Genomic DNA, 16,637 nt, shown 5'->3' on the forward strand with positions numbered 1-16,637 from the left:
CTAGCTGCAACCAAAGAACTTCGGGATGTTTTTTCACGACTAAAATTTAGAAGAGTTTCCCGCCTGATAAAAACTTCCCACACCCTTGGAGGGTGTTGCTTTCAATCTCCCAAATAACGCAATGGAAGCGTACGCTACGAGCGATTGAATTACTCGGTTTGGTAGAGATGACTGATTTTTTTGTTCCACGTAGAGGGTTCGTCTGCTCATATGGTATGGGCTGAGAACTTGGGCTTATTAATTGTTGTTGGAGAAAGAAGAAGAGAATGTCGGCATTTTTGATGGGTTCAAATGACGTAGATAATCTTTCATACGAACTTGAAGATGATCAGTCACTGGTCAGCTTCGAAGATGGTGAATACCAGGATGAGTTTTCGGAAGATGGCTACGAGCCTAACTTCGATGCTCTGTTTGGTGAAGAAGAGTACCGTCAAATGGGCATCAACCCAGACGAAGCTACTCAAGCCAAACCTGGCTCAGAGCAGAAGGTTCTGATGCTGGCCGCTCGCTATGCTGCTGGCCTGCCACTCTGGAATAACAGTGATTGCTATGATCACGGTCCAGGGGAAAACCTGCTGCAGGGGCTGCTTGCCTAATTTCATCGATCTGCAGATCGTTATGTTTTCATAGAAAAGGGCCTTCAGACAATTGTCTGAAGGCCCTTTCCTTGCGCCTGGAGAGGGCTTCGGCCGAAAAAAGTCCCCTCGATTTCTTTTAGACAGACCAGCTGCTGTTCTGCCTGGAAGCCGGGCCGTGCGGTGCCGTGGCTGGCAATCGAGCACATTTTCTCTCGTAGCGGTTCTGTAATTGGTTTTACTGTTGCAGTGCCGCTGATGTATCGGTAAAGCCTTTCTGAAAATACACGAAACTTTGATCTGGAATAACGGCCTTGCCGTTCTCTGATTTGACCGCGACCTGCCAGCCTGAGACAATTCAGACTGGCAGGACGTTTTCCTTTGATGGGGTATTTCATTGAACGGGTGTTGCCGATGTTGCTCTCATTCAAACAATCCTGCTGCTTTGGGTGCTTCTGTCTCCTGCTGGCACTGCCCGTCATGGCAGAAGAGCAGGCCGATGAACGCCTGCAGCGTGCCCGGGAACTGATCGGGCATCTCGAACATGGTGAAGCTGAGGAAGCCGTCAGGAATTTTGACGCTGTCATGGCTCGGGCACTTCCTGCCAGACAGCTGCAGACGGTCTGGTCCGGGATGATTGGGCAGTATGGCCCGTTTCAGAAAATCAAAAGCACTCGGCTCGAAACCCGTAAACCTTACGAGATCGTGCTGGTGCGCTGTCAGTTTCAGAAAACCGATTTGACTGCGCGGGTCGTTTTTTCCAGGAACAACCAGATCAGCGGCCTGTTTTTCAAGCCCGAGGGTGAGTACAAACGTCCCGCCTATGTAGACCCTGGTAAATTCACCGAAGAACAACTGACGATTGGCGAGGGGCTCTGGGCATTGCCCGGCACACTCTCACTGCCGGTGGGGAAAGGGCCTTTCCCCCTGGTCATCCTGGTTCACGGTTCCGGCCCTCAGGACCGGGATGAGACGGTCGGCCCGAACAAGCCGTTCCGGGATCTGGCGCAAGGGCTCGCCACACGCGGAATTGCCGTCCTGCGTTACGAAAAGCGAACTCGCCATCATCGTCTGAAGATGGCCTTTCTTGCGAGCAGAATCACCGTCAGGGAAGAGACGGTGGAGGATGTGATCGCAGCCGTGAAAGTGAGCGCCCGGCATCCTCGGATCGATGCGAAGCGGATTGTGGTACTCGGTCACAGTCTGGGAGGGTACCTGCTCCCGAGGATCGCCCGCGGAAGCGATCAGATCGCCGGACTGATCAGCCTGGCAGGATCGGTCAGACCGCTGGAGGAGCTGATCCTCGACCAGACGAACTACCTGGTGCGACTGGATGGGACGGTGAGCAGTGAGGAGGAGCAGCAGCTCGCGGAACTGAAGAAACAGGTGGAGCGGGTTCGCTCTTCCGAGTTGAGCGAGACGGAGCCAGCGTCAGCACTACCTCTGGGAGTCCCTGCGAAATACTGGCTGGATTTGCGCGGTTATCAGCCTGCCGAAGCAGCCAGAACGCTCTCTCAGCCCCTGCTGATCCTGCAGGGAGAGCGGGATTACCAGGTCACGATGGCTGATTTTGAGCTCTGGAAAGCGGCTCTCTCGGAGCGGAAGGATGTCAAACTGATCTCCTATCCGGGACTGAACCATCTGTTTATCGCGGGGGAAGGCAAGAGCCAGCCTGGGGAGTATCTCGTCCCGGGGCATGTGTCTGAGAAAGTCATGCGGGATATTGCAGCATGGGTGGCGTCCCTCAGGTCATTGTGAGCAAGCGGTTTGGGGAGGCGATCGGATCTGCCTGCCTCAGTCCTGGGCCTACTTTTTCAGCAGACGCATACAAAGATTGCACATCCGATCTTAACCAAAGTACCAGTGTCTATGTGGAGCGGGTTAAGATTGGGTTCAAAGTTGATTTAACTAAGTATAGACCGTTGCTTTGGATATGGCTTTTTTATATTACAGGGGCGTTCCGGTTGAGCAGTTTTTTTAAAGACTGTTCCAGTTTCGGCACATGATTCGCCATTGTAGAAAAACAGTATGAATCCCAGCCGACCCTCATTTATTTTAGTTGGATAATGGCAATGTCTTTGCAGATTTTACAAAAGCCCCGTCGTGCCTTTGCAGAAGAAACAAGTATTCTGGACGGTCTCCGAAAGAGCCTGAACCCTGTAGTTGAACAGGAAGTTTCAGCACCGGCGTTCAGCAAATGGGACTCCTGTCCGGAGCCAGCAGAACTGGAAACAGAGATTGTTTCCGGCACGCACCAGCAGGTTCGAAATATTAAAGTCCGCTGTGATCATTCAGGAATTACCGTTTACGGTGTCAGCTCCAGCTACTATCTGAAGCAACTGGTGACCACCATCGTACAGACCTTCGCTCCTTCGGTTCCCCTGATGAACCGGGTGTTGGTTCAAGCAAAATAAGCCCGGGTTTCTGACGCTGCCTGACTGGACCCCTCAGGTAGTCTGACCCAATGAAAAAGCGACGTGAACTGAGCTCACGTCGCTTTTTTTGTGTTTAGTGCGTTGTTCAGATCAGTCTTCAATTTCCAGGATTTCAAAGCGGAGCTTGCCAGAAGGAACATCGACTTCAACCTGCTCTCCAACTTTTTTAGTCAGCAGGCCTTGAGCCAGCGGGCTGGAGGTCAGGATTTTCATGATTTCGCCCATGTAGTCCTCTTCACCGGGGCCGACGAATTCGTACTTTTCTTCGAGCCCGTCGTCGAGATTTTTTACGGTCACGATGGAGCCGTAGGTGACCTCACCTTTGGGCATGGTCGATTTATCAGCGATATAGCAGCCAGCGAGTTTGTTTTTCAACTTGCTGATTTTTAAATTAGCCATCCCCTGTGCTTCTCGCTGGGCATGGTATTCTGCGTTTTCTTTCAAGTCACCTTCAGCGCGTGCATCTGCGATTTTTTGTGCGATATCAGGCAGGACTTCGTTTTCGAGATGACGGATCTCTTCACGCAGTTTCTCATATCCTTCTTGTGAGATTGGATGACGGTCCACTATTTTGACTCCCAATTTTCTAACGTCTTTTCTGGTTCTACGTATAACAAAAACGGGCGACGCGGAGTGCCACCCGTTTTTGTAAATTCTGATTGTGAAAGCATTATAGCAGAAAACCTGCCTGCAATGCTATGCTATTTCGACCCATTGCTTTTCTTTTGCACTTTGCAGGACCGCGTCGCAGACTTTCTGCGTTTCCAGGGCAGCACGGAAGTCGGGCTGGGTCGGTTTGCCGGTATCGAGCCCCTGGAAGAAATCAGCCAGGGCATTGGTGAAGGTGTGCTCGTAACCGATGGTACAGCCGGGCACCCACCATTTATCCATGTAAGGATGTTCGAAGTTGGTGACGTGAATCCGCCGCCAGCCGGTCAGGTGGTCTTCGACCTTTTTGCCGGTGGTGGGGTTGGCGTATTCGAAGAACTGCAGGATCTGTGGATCTTCGAGGTCGAAGTAGACCGAGCCGGCTTCGCCGTTGAGTTCGAACGTGTTGAAGTTCTTGCGTCCGCGGGCGTAGCGTGAGCTTTCGAAGGTACCCATGGAGCCGTTGGCAAAGCGGGCGAGGAACATGCAGGCGTCGTCGATTTCGACCTTGGTCTTTTCGCCGGTTTCCTGGTGCACGCGTTCCTTGATGAAGGTCTCGGTGGCCGCGGAGACCGAAGTGATCGGACCGTTGAGCCAGATGGCCGAGTCGATGGAGTGGGCCAGCAGGTCGCCGGTTACGCCGCTACCGGCGACTTTGGCATCCAGGCGCCAGAGGGTGGCACCGCCCTGGGGGACGTCTTCGGCGATGGTCCAGTCCTGGAGGTACTGAGCCCGGTAGTGGAAGGGACGACCAATGCGGTCTTCATCGACCAGCTGTTTGGCCAGGGTGATCGAAGGCACACGACGATAGTTGAACCAGACCATGTTGGCGACGCCGGCCTTTTCGATGGCTTCGGTCATGGCGACTGCTTCGGCGACATTCATCGCCAGCGGTTTTTCGCAGAGGACCATTTTGCCGGCTTCGGCAGCCGCGATGGCGATGTCGTGGTGCGAGTTATTAGGGGTGGTGATATCGATCAGGTCGATGTCGTCCCGTTCGATGAGCTTGCGCCAGTCGGTTTCGTAGGACTCCCAGCCCCAGTTGTCGGCGAAGTCTTTGATTTTGTCTTCGCTGCGGGCACAGCAGGCCTGAAGGACGGGGGTATGTTCGATATCGAAAAACTTACTGACCTGGCGATAAGCGTTGGAGTGGGTACGTCCCATGAATCCGTAGCCGATGAGGCCGACGCGTACTGGTTTGGTCATTGGTGTGACTCCTTGTCGTTATTAAATAGAAAATGCAGGTTTAAAAAAGGGATCAGCGGAGCGAAATCAGGACCATCCGTGGGCGTTTCTGACGCTGATCATAGCTGCCAGAATGTCGTTCCAGGTTTGTGGATCCATCATGACATCATTAGCAAACATGCAGCCGTCCCAGCAGATGTGCTCGAACTTTTTGGTGACGTTGCCGTTCTCATCACGCAGCCAGTATCCGGCCCGTTTGGTGATGTCGAGCTTGCCGTTGGGATCGTTGGGCAGACAGTGCCGCCCGGTTTTGTCGTGCGAGCCGGTGCCGTGCACGGTGCCGTCGTTCTGGGCGACGTGGAAGTCGATGGTCCAGGGCCGCAGGGCATCGGTGAGGGTTTTGTAGGCGGCATCGAAGGTGGCTTCGTCGTTCCAGTCGAAGTCTTCGGGGAGCAGCCGGTCTTCGGGGGCGTTGTAGCCCATCAGGTAAAGCAGGGTGTGGGACATGTCTGCCTGGAAGCCGACGACATCGGGGCGGTCGACCATTTCCAGGAGCTGTACCATGCGTTTCCAGCTGTGCATCCCGCCCCAGCAGATTTCGCCTTCCGCAGCGAGGCGTTCGCCGTGATCGGTGGCAATGTCGGCAGCCTGTTTGAAGGTTTCTGCGATTTTGGCCTGGTTGCCTTCGGGGTCGGCGACCCAGTCACCAGGGCCGGCAGCGGAGTCGATCCGGACGACGCCGTAGGGACGCACGCCGATTTCCCGCAGCTTTTTGGCGATGCCGCAGCCTTTGCGGACCTGTTCCAGGAACTGGCTGCGTTCTTCTTCGCTGCCCATGGCAGATCCACCGCCGGTAGGGGGCCAGACGGGGGCGACGACGGAGCCGATGACGAGGTTACGGGACTGGACTTTTTCGGCCAGCTGCTTGAGGTCGTCGTCGGTGGAATCGATGCTGACATGCGGATCGAAGAGGAAGAGGTCGGTTCCGTCGAACTTGACGCCATCGACTTCCGCGGCAGCGGTCAGGTCGAGCATGGTATCCAGATCGATGGGGGGCTCAGAATCAGGGCCTTTTCCGACGACACCCGGCCAGGAGGCGTTATGAAGTTTGGGGAAGGTGTTGGCTGCGTTATCACTCATGAGAGGGTCCTTCATGTCTGCAGGATGCGTGAGATCGAAATAAAAAAAACAGCCCGAGAGTTCGGGCAGTTGAGTGTGTTGGTTCGAATTATTTGCAATAGTCGCCGACGTTGGGTGCGTCAGGGCAGGCACCGGGGCCGAAGTAACGGAGTGAAACCAGAGGTTCACTGCCGGTGTTTTCGATGGTGATGCCTTCCTGCGCAGTTTTTTCTGTGACGAAGACTTCGTCTTCCGTCATTTCGCCGAAGCGGATCATGGCGGGCGTCTGCAGTCTCAGATTACCGATTTTGCCTTTGCCCTGAACAGTGATCCAGCTGTAAGCGCCGCTGTCTTTGAGGGTGAGTCTGGCACCCGGATCGACGGTCAGTTCCTTAGCGGTGAAGAGCTGTTCGCCGTTGACTTTCCCGTAGACGATCCAGAGATCAACATAACCATCGGCGGCGGTATCGCCTATGTTGATCGGCTCGAGGTAGTTATTGGCTTTGAAGTTCGGATCGACGTTGGCTTCCCAGTCGAGGGCTTCGACGAGGTAAGCGTTGTCGTCGTGCTTGTCTTCGGGGAAGTCTTTGGTCAAGAGGGAGCGGTGTACGGCCCGACCTTCGACCATTGACTGATACATCCCGAAGACGTCACTGCCCCACTGTGGTTCGTAGGTGACCAGACTTCCCGGAGCGTGCAGGACGCAGGGGGGAATCAGCCAGCCGGTACCGGGTTTGAGGCGGTAGGCTTTAGAGAGGTCGAGAATGCCGTTGTCGCCGTCGTTCCAGCGATCCAGGCAGTCGATAACGTCCTGTTTGGTGGTGCCGGGCTCCAGACCCATGAACGTGTAGGGGAAATTGTTCCCGATGGCGTTCATCTGGGGAGGAAAATAGTAGGATTCGGGCTTGCCTTCCTGGCCGACTTTGGCGGCCTGTTCCGTATTCTGGTGCATGTGATGCGGAATCGGGCCCATGTTGTCGAAGAATTTAGAGTAAACGGGCCAGCGGTTGTACTTGCCCCAGATGGCGTCGCCTATGATTTCGGCGCCAAGTTCGCTGATGGCATCTTTGAGTGTGAATTTTTCTCCGCCGAAGACGCAGTAGCTGAGGCCTTCGTCATCCGGTGCGCCTTCATTGGTAGCGACCGTTGTAGAACCAAACCAGCGTTCATCGATACCGCCACGGTGTGTTCCCAGGGCATAATAGTCGTTGGGATGCAGCTTGAGGCGACGACCAGGCTGCAGAAACGAACGGGGAACCCAGGTAGGAGACAGTCGAAAAATCCCACCACCTTCCGTCAGCGCATCGGCGGCTAGTTTGGCAACGTTAGACATTCTATTCTATTCTTAATCCGTGTTGAGCCAGCATGCGATTCGGCGCGACCCCTGACGAAGACCTACCGTCCTGGTCATGTGAGAAAGGAACGCCGAGCGCCAGCGAATTGAATTGTCGTCGGTAGAAGCTACCGGAATCGATCAATTTATTGTGATGTTTCAGGCACTTTTTGAAAAGGAACCGGAATTAATTTTGCTGCTTAATTTGAAAGAATCGGAGGCAATTGATGTGAATGAGTTGACTTTGATAATTCTAAACATTCATTATAAATCAGGACGACTGAGAGATCCTGCCTGATCAGCAGCAGGGGGCGTATTGTTGGATTCTGCACCGTGTGAAGGTTGTCCTCCTGCAAAATCTGGAGAAAGCAGGCGATCCTCGGGGCGTGAAACCTTGTCGTCCCCATATTGCGGCTTAGAATGTACGTTTTGATTTTGTTCAGCGGGCGCAACCTGATCTGAACGGTATTTGAGAACAGACCTGGAACGGGGAACAATGACCAAAGTAGCCATTATGGGAGCCACAGGGTATGCGGCTCTGGAGTTGATCAAGATTCTGCTGCGCAACCCGGAAGTCGAGATTGTTGCGCTGACGACGCGTTCAGAAGAGGCACCCCATATCAGTGAGATCCATCACTGTCTGGAGGGCCGCCTGGATTTGCGTTGTGAAAATCTGTCACCGGCAGAAATTGCAGAACGGGCTGACTTTGTCTTTTGTGCCCTGCCGCACGTGGCCAGTATGGAAGTGATTCCGGATCTGCTGGCCGATGGTTGCCGAGTCGTGGATTTGAGTGCCGACTATCGATTGAGTGATCCTGCAGTCTACGAACAATGGTATCATCATGTGCACATCGATCCGACCCGTCTGGGAAGCACGGTTTATGGTTTGCCCGAACTCTGGGCGGAGAAGATTCCCGGTGCGGATCTGATTGCGAATCCCGGCTGTTACACCAGCACTGCGATTCTGGGGCTGGCCCCGCTGCTGGCGAATTCCCTGGTTGAACCGACGGGAATCATTATTGATGCGAAAAGTGGTGTGAGTGGTGCCGGTCGGAAGCCCAAGCTGGGAACCCTGTATCCGGAATGTAATGAGAGCATCACCGCTTACGGGGTGGGCACACACCGTCATACACCGGAAATTGAAGAAATCCTGACAACGGTCGGCGGCGCAGATGTGAAAGTCACCTTCACGCCGCACCTGACTCCCATGAACCGGGGAATCCTGGCGACCATGTATCCACGTTTGAAAGAAGATACGAGCCTCGATCATCTGAAAGACGTTTACCGGTCCTATTACGAAGGCAAGCCGTTTGTGCGGATCATCGATCGGGTGCCCACGACTAAGGATGTTGCGGGAACCAACTACTGTGATATTTCGCTGCAGTCTGCCGGTAACCAGCTGATTGTATTTTCGGCGACCGATAACCTGATCAAGGGGGCGGCCGGTGTGGCCGTGCAGAATTTCAATCTGATGGCCGGCTATCCAGAGACGACCGGCCTGATTGTCTGAACCATTCTTTCCAGCTGAGGAGACGCAGTTGACTGCTGACATGATATTACCCAGGGGTTTCCGCTCTGCCGGCCTGGCTTGCGGGATTAAGGAAAACAAATCCACTTTTGATTTGTCGCTGTTTGTTTCCGATGAGCCCTGTGTGGGCGCGGGTGTCTTTACCAAGAACCAGGTCTGCGGTGCCCCGGTGAAAGTCTCGCGCGAACGCGTGCCCGGGGATTCGGTGCGGGCGGTGATTATCAACTCGGGCAATGCGAATGCCTGTACCGGCGAGCGCGGGATCGAAGATGCACGCTGGATGACCAGCGAGGTCGCCCAGGGGCTGGGATTCGAAAACGAAGAAGTGCTGGTCTGCTCGACGGGGATTATTGGTCATTTTCTGCCCCGGACTCCGATCGAACAGGGGATTCCCGCGGTGATTGGGCAACTGGGCGCTGATGCCAGTTCCTTTCTGAACGCGGCCCGGGGCATGATGACGACCGATACCGTGCCGAAGCAGGCGATGCGCGAATTAACAGTTGATGGCACCAGTGTGCGGGTGAGTGGTGTCGCGAAGGGGGCTGCGATGATTGCTCCCAACATGGCGACGATGCTGTCGGTGATCATGACCGATGCGCCCCTGAGTGCGAGCCAGGCCGATGCGCTGCTGCGGGAAGCCGTCGATTTTAGTTTCAACTGTGTCTCGGTCGAAGGGCATACGAGTACCAGTGACACGGTGATCCTGCTGGCCAATGGGGCATCCGAAGCAGATCCGCTTTCGGCGGACGACCTGGTACAGCTGCAGGCGGCGATCATGGAAGTGGCGATGGAACTGGGGCAGGCGATCATTCGGGATGCCGAAGGGGCCGATCATTTCATTACCATCGAAGTTTCCGGGGCGAGTACACAGGCGGAAGCGAAAGAGATTGCGCGGACGATCGCCAACGATGCCCTGGTCAAAACGGCGATTGCGGGTTCAGATCCTAACTGGGGGCGGATTGTTTCCGCGACAGGGCGGACGAGTGTGAAGCTGACCGAAGCGGATATCGTGCTGCATCTCAACGGGACGCTGATCTATGAGAAAGGGATGCCGGCTGAATTTGATGAAGAAGCTGTTTCCGCCTCGATCCGTGATAACCGGGATGTTTCGATTCAGCTGCAACTGCCGTTCGGTTCGGAGTCGATCGTATTCTGGACCAGCGATCTGACGCAGGAATATGTGCGTCTCAATTCCGAGTATACGACATAAAAAAAGAGTGGGAATTTCCGGCTGGAAACTCCCACTCTCCGTTCTAAAACTCAGCACGCTGGCCCGCAGATGCATGCCAAGTGAAAACGCGGTCGGTCAGATTACTTTTCAGTAACCTTGAAGCCTTTTTCGAAAGCTTTGTCGTTGAAGATCAGTTTGATCTGCTCATCGCCGGAAGCTTTAGCAGCTTTGCCTTTGCATCCGCCGCAGCAGAATTTGACTTCGGTACCAGCAACTTTTACAGACTGAGCTGGATTGACAGGTTTGCCAGCGAAGGGGCATTTGACCTGCTTGGCTTTACCGGTGGCGACCAGCTGCAGGTTGGCTTTGGCAGCGAACTTTTTGGGGTTCGCTTCGAATGCTTTCTTGCAGTTACCACAGCACAGAGAGATGGTGGTCCCTTTGTAGTCTGCGGTGCATTTGGGGTTAGCTGGTTTGCCGGCGACGGGGCAGACAGCTTTGGCATCAGCGGCGAATGCCTGACCTGCAAAAGCGACGACAGCCAGTACGGCGGCGATTGAAAATACTTGACGCATGGTTTTCTCCTTAAGGGTAAAAAACAGTTTTGGGTTTCCAAAGTTGAGTAAAACGTATCTGAAAGCGGTGTCCGTTCAGAATTCCCAAAGAAGGGCGTGGGGCCAGTCGGGAGCGCAGATCACCAGAATCAAGAAGATGATTTGCAGGGAACGGAGCAGGTTGATCCGGTTGTCAAAGCGGATTTAGATCAACCAGAGGCAGAAATGCGCGCAATGCTCCTCTGCAGAGCAGGGGAGTTCGGTGGAATTCGGCTCGCGAGAGTCGGAAGCAGCCGGGCGCGTTGCCGGGCTGAGAGGCGCTGTGAGATCAATCAGGTCCCAGTTGCAGCGGAGCTGTTGCGCCAGTTCAACCGATTTGACGGAAATCGTGGTGGCTGGCTGCGAGAAGGTGTGCTGACAGTGGCAGCCGGTCTTTTCGCACTGGAACTGTTTCTGCTGAGACGTTTGCTCGGAAGACGTTTTCTCCTGTTGCTGGACTGGTTTAGAAGTTTTGCAGCAGCAGGACTTGGGCTGAGGAGCTTGAGAGTCGGTGGCTGATTTGCTGCAACAGCAGCAGGAATCGGACTTTGATGTCTGTTTTTGTCCGCATTCGCAACCTGAGACCGGGACGGCAGGCAAAGCCAGGCAGCCAGTCAGAATCAGGATGAAGAAGCGATACATGGTCGTTCTCAATCAGGGTGAAAGACAACAGGTGTGAAACTACATCATTGTATTTTTATGAGTTTTGTTTCGCAAGTAGATTTTCTATTTCTTTTCCTGATTCGGTTTCGTGGCCTGTTCAGGCTGACCAGGTGCGTCGGGGGCGGTCTTGTGGTTCAGGGCCAGTTCGCTGGCATCGTAGAGGAGGATGCGGGCGCTGTATGTCAGGAGTTCCATCATTTTCTGCCGGTAGTCCACTCTGATATTCCGGATGTTGGAATCCATGGGGGCTTTCCAGTTGAGCAGATTTTTGCCGGTCTGTTTATCCAGGGCCTCGAGGTGAATAATGCTGGTGGAGCGATTTCCGGTCCGTAAATAATCGCGGGAGACCAGCAGGATTATCGGCAGCAGGTTCTGGTCGTCGAGCACCAGGTGCTTTTTCTCGAAATCCTGCTTCCAGATTCGTTTTCCGGTCTGACGCAGATAGACAGCCAGCATGCCATTGACGGGGACCGAAGGCACGCTGACCGAAATGGTGTTGCGTGCCTGGGAATGACCGACGCAGTACAGGTGCGTGTCGTTAACGACGACATAGAAATCTTTGTGATTGTCCAGCTCCGCACGGGGGATGGTTTCCATTGTCTGGACACGACCGGTTCTCAGGTCAACAATCTTCAATTCTCCTCCGGGATTGAGTACAGAGAGGAAGTGCTGACTGGAGATGCCAAACCGGGAGTCTCGGGGGAAATCAAGATTCCAGATCAGGTCTTTAGAACCGGGCTGGAAGGCGAAGACGGATGTCTGGCCTGCGGTCTGTCCGGGGCGTTTGGGGTCATTAGGGGATGTGATTCCGACAAACGAAGAATCTCCCTGGTAGATGGCATGGTCCAACAGTTGGACGTTTTCGTCCGGTTCGATCTGGCGGCCATCGCTGACGCGGAGGATTTTCCGAGGTTCACGATTGCGAGACACGATATAGATGTGGCGGTCATCACCCAGGACCCTGGTATCCTGCTCCACGTTTTCATGCGTCCAGCGAATCTGGCCGGTGCGGGTGTCGACCAGAATGATTTTACGTCGGCTGTAGAAGCAGGTGTATTCTGCGTTGGCGGCAGCAATCATACCCACATTGCGAATGGCCAGCGAGGGGTGGTGTCGATGAATCAGTGACGATTCCGTTCCCAGCGGAGCTGGGGTCCTGTTAAACATGTTCGGGTAACGATTGCTTTGCTCCCGTTCCAGCTTCTGACTCCAGATCAGTTTGTGATCGACGAGGTCAAACAGGTGAAGCATGTCCCGATGCTGCAGAATCAGGTTGTGACCCACCAGTTCGCTTTCATTAAAACTGGATGAGCGGGACTGACTGATGGAGCGCAGGGGCGTCGACCAGATCAGGTGATTACTGTGAGTTTCCGTGACGGCCAGCCGGTTCTCGCGGGGATCGACAGTCAGGCTATGGGCGTGGAAGTAGGGCAGGTTTGAGTCAGATGTGTCGAGCGTCTGCTCGCGGCTGGTATAGTAGCGACCCGACCCGCCGACAATCAGTTTCAGCTTTTCCGGACGCCAGCCGGGCTGCGGGTGCTGTTCTGAATGTTCGCGGAGGCGTTTCAGTGTCGAAGTCATGACCTGTTCCACAGTCTGATTGTCGGACAGAGTGAGCTGGGGATCGCAGGCGGCCAGCTGTTCCAGATAATATTTCGCGTCCGCGAACAGTTGATGTTTCACGCAGAGCTGAATCATGCCTGCCAGTCCTTCTGCAGACAGTTCAGGCTGTTGCTGTCGGATCAGTCGGGAAAGCCAGAGCTCCGCTTCATAGAACTCGTCCGATTGCAGACTGTGGTCAATCAGCTGTCGCAGAATGGGAATCGTAGACGAGTGGAAGCCGAACTGACGCAGGAAACGTGCCTGCTCCTGAGAGGATGCATTCAGGAGCTGTGCAGACCGTTGACTTAAATGCTGTGCGAACTGCTCACGCTCTGTGGGACGGGCCTGTTTCCAGAGATCTTCTGCCTGACCGGCGATCCAGCAGTCTATTTGTGTTTCCGTATTCTGGGCCTGGAAGAAGGTGTCAGCGGGGGCCTGCCCCAGTTCCTGCAACAGTGTCAGTGCGCGGGGAAATTCATGTCGGGCGCGGGCCCGCTCGATCAGCAGTCGTTGCAGTTCCAGGCGTTCGCTGTCGGAGCTTACTTTCTGTTGCAGTTCCGTGACCAGATCATCGTGTTGCTGAAAATCGGAACGGATCAGTTCCGTCAGGCAGTGGACGAGTAACTGGTGATATTTATCGTGATATTCCGCGGGAAGTTGTCCGCGGTCGATCTGCTGCAGTTGGGAATAAGCCTGGGTGTAACGGCGGCTCATCATCAGCAGTTCGGATTCCTTATACAGGGCCAGCGGGCTGGTCGGGTTCTGCTGTTTGATTTTTTCAATCTGGTTTTCGAATGTCTGTTTCTGTTCGTAGCTGACCAGGCCCCGGGTGCTGAGTGAAAGAAACTGGCCGCGATGAATGACCAGATTCCCCAGGGGCTGGCTGGCATTCGCGTTGAACAGTTTGTTGATGACTTTGCCTGACGCGACATCGAAAGTCCAGACCTGGCCGCTCTGCAGGGGGACGTGCAGGTGCTGATCGGCGATGACGGCCTGGCCCGAAGGCGTTCCTGCGCTCTTGTCAAATGTGGTCTGCCAGGAGTTTTTACCGGTTTTGAGCGAAATCGCGGTGACGCCATTCAACCCGACCATCAGAATCTTGCCGTCGGCGACCCCGGCCATGTAGAGCATGGCTTCCTTGGCGCGTTTGGTCCAGAGCGGGATGCCGGTGATCAAATCGAGGCAGATGAGCGCTTCTTCGTCGGGAGGCGTGTAGACGACTTTATTTTCGATAATAATCGGAGCCGAGGGAGTCCAGCGCTGATTGAGGGGCTCGAATGAGGTCTGGTTGATCCGATTGAAGTGCTGGCCGTTTTCATCGGAATCAGACGTGGTGTAGCGGGCCGACCAGAGAATGGAATGATTCAGTTGGCCGATGGCCGTGAGCAGTCCGATGGTTGTGGGGCAGATCAGGATGCCCTGGTCGACGGCCACGGGGGCGATCCACCAGCGGCGGACCATATCGAGGGCGATGTCCTGCTCGGGATTGCCGATCTGTTGCGACCAGCGTTCTGCACCGGTTTCCGGGTCGAGTGCATAGACGCGGATTTCGCGATCGCGTTCCCCGATAATATACAGCTCGTTGCCGGAAGGGGTGGGAGCGCCAAAGAAGAAAGTGCCGGCCAGGGGCAGATCGAATGGCTCATCGAACCTGGTGCCCCCCACTTTCCACCTGGGCTGGCCTGTTTTCAGGTCATAGGCTACCAGCTGATTGGACGACCAGAAGTCTTCTTCATAATCCCCTCTGCGACGGCGGAAGCGATTCAGGTTGCGCGAGGTGCCGCTGGCACTCAGGTTGAGCCGCATGCTTTCCAGGATAAACAGGTGCTCGCCGTCACTGCTCTGGCTGCCCCAGTTGGCATTGCGGTACATCAGGCTGGTCAGAGCATGTGAGTCTGGATCGGAGCCGTTATAAACAGAAAAGGAGCGTGTTTGCGGAGTGGGATCAAACAGGCCCCGCGCCTGGGGGATCTGCTGCCCTTTGAGCTGGGCTTTAATAAAGGCTTCTTCGGGGGAATTTTCCAGGGCCGACTGCCAGAGCGGGGCTCCGGTTTCTGCATCGAGGACCTGGACCCCCTTGAGTGTGCGAAACACGATTTTTCCATTAATGGCCAGGGGGGGCAGGGCGGGAATCGCGGCCTGATCGGCACTGGTCAGGTCTTCCTGAATCAGGTTGAGTTGTGCCTGAATGGAGTGATTTGACGTCAGCGGATAAGACCAGCGGGGAATCAGCAGTGGATCTGCCTGTCTGGCGCGGGCGGCATGGCTGGGAGAACCAAACAGCATGGGCCACTCATCCACCGGCTGGTTGCCCGTGGAGCCGAGAATCTGCTGTTTTTCCAGCCAGGTCAACGGTTTTTCCGTGGCGCCTCCGATTTGAATCGGCTGATTGAGATCAATGGCAACACTGGATGAATTGAGCAGCTGAGTGGTCAGTTCCTGGTTGCCGGTCTGTTTGAGGATGTAGGCGGCCTTGGTTCTCCATTGGGGAGAGCGGGTCAGTGGCGGCTGATATTTCAACAGCCGCGCTACATACTGTTCCGCGAGTCCGAACTCTTTCCGCTCCATGTGGTAGGAAATCAGATAGTTCATGGCCCGGGCTCCCGCAGGGGTGCTGGCGAAGCGGGTTGCAATTTCAGCGAACTGCTCGGGGGACGCGTCATTCTGTTGTGCGTCGTTGAACAGTTTTTCCGCCAGGGCCGTGTATTGCCGATCGAATTTCTGCTGTTGTTCCTCTGGCAGGAGCTCCAGCAGTTCGTAGATCAGTTCCCGGTCTGTAATCAGGCCCCGTTCACCGGGAATGTGGACGGGCAGGTTCAGGCTGTTTTCCAGCATCAGCTGCAGTTTTTCGCGTGCGGCTTCCCATTGCTGGCTCTGGATCAGCTGTTTGACACTCTTGAAGCGGCGTTCCTGTTCCAGGTCCTGCGGGTAGCGATAATAGTCCGGAGTGCGTTTTTTTCCGTTTTTGTCGGCCTGTTGGTTGGCGGCTGGTTTCCCTTTGCCAAACAGTCCCTGGAGAATCTGCTTGAGCTGATTGAGAGGCGGAGGCTGAGGTTTGGCCTCTTTTTGATTGTTGGGCTGAAAGGGCTGGTCTGCTTTTTCATCGGCCTGGAGCGCGGGAGCGATCACCAGACAGAGACTGGTTATAACGGTCAGAGTGATTGTCCGGTTGAGACGGATAAAATGCATGCACACAGCCTTTGAGATAACGAGCGGGACCGCCGCACTGACAAGGACCGGAAACCGCAGGAGGGAATTCCGGGAAGATCAGGGGCAGCTTTAATTTTCACGCTAAATCTATTCTACAGCCAGATTGTGTTGAGCCAATATGGAAACTGGGTGATTCGCCTGCCTGTGCATGATATTTCCCAGGCATTTTACTGATTCCAGGCTGGGCCGGTTGAAGTTGCGGCATGTTGTTATGTATACTTCCTGGTGCTGTGGGATCAGATCAGGCAGTGCAGCCGGCCAATTCCTGTCAGTCAATTCCTGAAAATCAGGCTGTCTTGTGACTTTCGACCAAGATAGAGGGGGTGTTCGGTTGCAGATTTGTGTGCGGGAAGTTATTTTTGCACGCTTCAACTATAATGATCTGGTGAGAAACCAGCTGACGCTGTTGGCTGGAACCGCTGATTTTGTCTACGGGCAGACCGGGTTAATGTGGCGTTTCAGGCTTGTTTTAAGCTGAAAACGCTTGCAGGACCTGCTTCAGGCGTCCCCCGGACCAGCGTGCCAAAACAGCGATGCCGGATCAGCGATCAAAGTACAGTATTCACGATATCGTG

The 16,637-nt window shown here is 54.7% G+C and carries 13 protein-coding genes; 5 read left to right on the top strand and 8 right to left on the bottom strand.

Annotation, left to right across the window (positions count from 1 at the left end):
* The first annotated feature begins 266 nt into the window (after positions 1-266).
* Entirely contained in the window at positions 267-596 is a 330-nt protein-coding gene (locus Enr10x_RS06435; RefSeq protein WP_145105163.1) for a hypothetical protein, read from the top strand.
* A 44-nt stretch (positions 597-640) separates the two neighbouring features.
* Here Enr10x_RS06435 and Enr10x_RS06440 read toward each other — a convergent pair whose 3' ends face one another.
* Positions 641-973: a hypothetical protein gene (locus tag Enr10x_RS06440; RefSeq protein ID WP_145448481.1), complete on the bottom strand. Its 333-nt coding sequence runs from the start codon at positions 971-973 to the stop codon at positions 641-643.
* A gap of 16 nt (positions 974-989) precedes the next feature.
* On the opposite strand from Enr10x_RS06440, the gene Enr10x_RS06445 reads away from it, so the two are divergent.
* On the top strand, positions 990-2,333 hold the full coding sequence (locus tag Enr10x_RS06445; RefSeq protein ID WP_232093250.1) for an alpha/beta fold hydrolase: 1,344 nt from the start codon (positions 990-992) through the stop codon (positions 2,331-2,333).
* A 314-nt stretch (positions 2,334-2,647) separates the two neighbouring features.
* On the top strand, positions 2,648-2,989 hold the full coding sequence (locus Enr10x_RS06450; RefSeq protein WP_145105169.1) for a hypothetical protein: 342 nt from the start codon (positions 2,648-2,650) through the stop codon (positions 2,987-2,989).
* A 111-nt stretch (positions 2,990-3,100) separates the two neighbouring features.
* Here Enr10x_RS06450 and Enr10x_RS06455 read toward each other — a convergent pair whose 3' ends face one another.
* The 4 genes from Enr10x_RS06455 to Enr10x_RS06470 all read right to left on the bottom strand — a co-directional run bounded on the left by Enr10x_RS06455 (position 3,101) and on the right by Enr10x_RS06470 (position 7,295).
* Positions 3,101-3,580 carry a GreA/GreB family elongation factor gene (locus Enr10x_RS06455; protein WP_390620445.1) on the bottom strand — a complete coding sequence of 160 codons (480 nt, stop codon included), beginning with the start codon at positions 3,578-3,580 and terminating at the stop codon, positions 3,101-3,103.
* A gap of 126 nt (positions 3,581-3,706) precedes the next feature.
* Positions 3,707-4,864 carry a Gfo/Idh/MocA family protein gene (locus Enr10x_RS06460; protein ID WP_145105172.1) on the bottom strand — a complete coding sequence of 386 codons (1,158 nt, stop codon included), beginning with the start codon at positions 4,862-4,864 and terminating at the stop codon, positions 3,707-3,709.
* 66 nt (positions 4,865-4,930) lie between these two features.
* On the bottom strand, positions 4,931-5,983 hold the full coding sequence (locus tag Enr10x_RS06465) for a sugar phosphate isomerase/epimerase family protein (RefSeq protein ID WP_145105175.1): 1,053 nt from the start codon (positions 5,981-5,983) through the stop codon (positions 4,931-4,933).
* A gap of 88 nt (positions 5,984-6,071) precedes the next feature.
* A complete protein-coding gene (locus Enr10x_RS06470; RefSeq protein WP_145448482.1) occupies positions 6,072-7,295 on the bottom strand; it encodes a cupin domain-containing protein in 1,224 nt (407 codons plus the stop codon).
* A 496-nt stretch (positions 7,296-7,791) separates the two neighbouring features.
* On the opposite strand from Enr10x_RS06470, the gene argC reads away from it, so the two are divergent.
* Positions 7,792-8,805: an N-acetyl-gamma-glutamyl-phosphate reductase gene (argC, locus tag Enr10x_RS06475; RefSeq protein WP_145105180.1), complete on the top strand. Its 1,014-nt coding sequence runs from the start codon at positions 7,792-7,794 to the stop codon at positions 8,803-8,805.
* A 40-nt stretch (positions 8,806-8,845) separates the two neighbouring features.
* Positions 8,846-10,033, top strand: a complete 1,188-nt coding sequence (gene argJ / locus Enr10x_RS06480; protein WP_145105183.1) for a bifunctional glutamate N-acetyltransferase/amino-acid acetyltransferase ArgJ — start codon at positions 8,846-8,848, stop codon at positions 10,031-10,033.
* Between the two features lie 101 nt (positions 10,034-10,134).
* Here the strand turns inward: argJ and Enr10x_RS06485 are convergent, their stop codons facing one another.
* From Enr10x_RS06485 to Enr10x_RS06495, 3 genes are all read right to left on the bottom strand, one after another.
* Positions 10,135-10,569, bottom strand: a complete 435-nt coding sequence (locus tag Enr10x_RS06485) for a hypothetical protein (RefSeq protein WP_145105186.1) — start codon at positions 10,567-10,569, stop codon at positions 10,135-10,137.
* 183 nt (positions 10,570-10,752) lie between these two features.
* The gene (locus tag Enr10x_RS06490) at positions 10,753-11,229 is read right to left on the bottom strand and encodes a hypothetical protein (RefSeq protein ID WP_145448483.1); all 477 of its coding nucleotides are present in this window, start codon (positions 11,227-11,229) and stop codon (positions 10,753-10,755) included.
* An 84-nt stretch (positions 11,230-11,313) separates the two neighbouring features.
* Positions 11,314-16,041: a PQQ-binding-like beta-propeller repeat protein gene (locus Enr10x_RS06495; RefSeq protein WP_145448484.1), complete on the bottom strand. Its 4,728-nt coding sequence runs from the start codon at positions 16,039-16,041 to the stop codon at positions 11,314-11,316.
* Positions 16,042-16,637 lie beyond the last annotated feature (596 nt).

The sequence above is a fragment of the Gimesia panareensis genome (assembly GCF_007748155.1).
Taxonomy (GTDB): Bacteria; Planctomycetota; Planctomycetia; order Planctomycetales; family Planctomycetaceae; genus Gimesia; species Gimesia panareensis.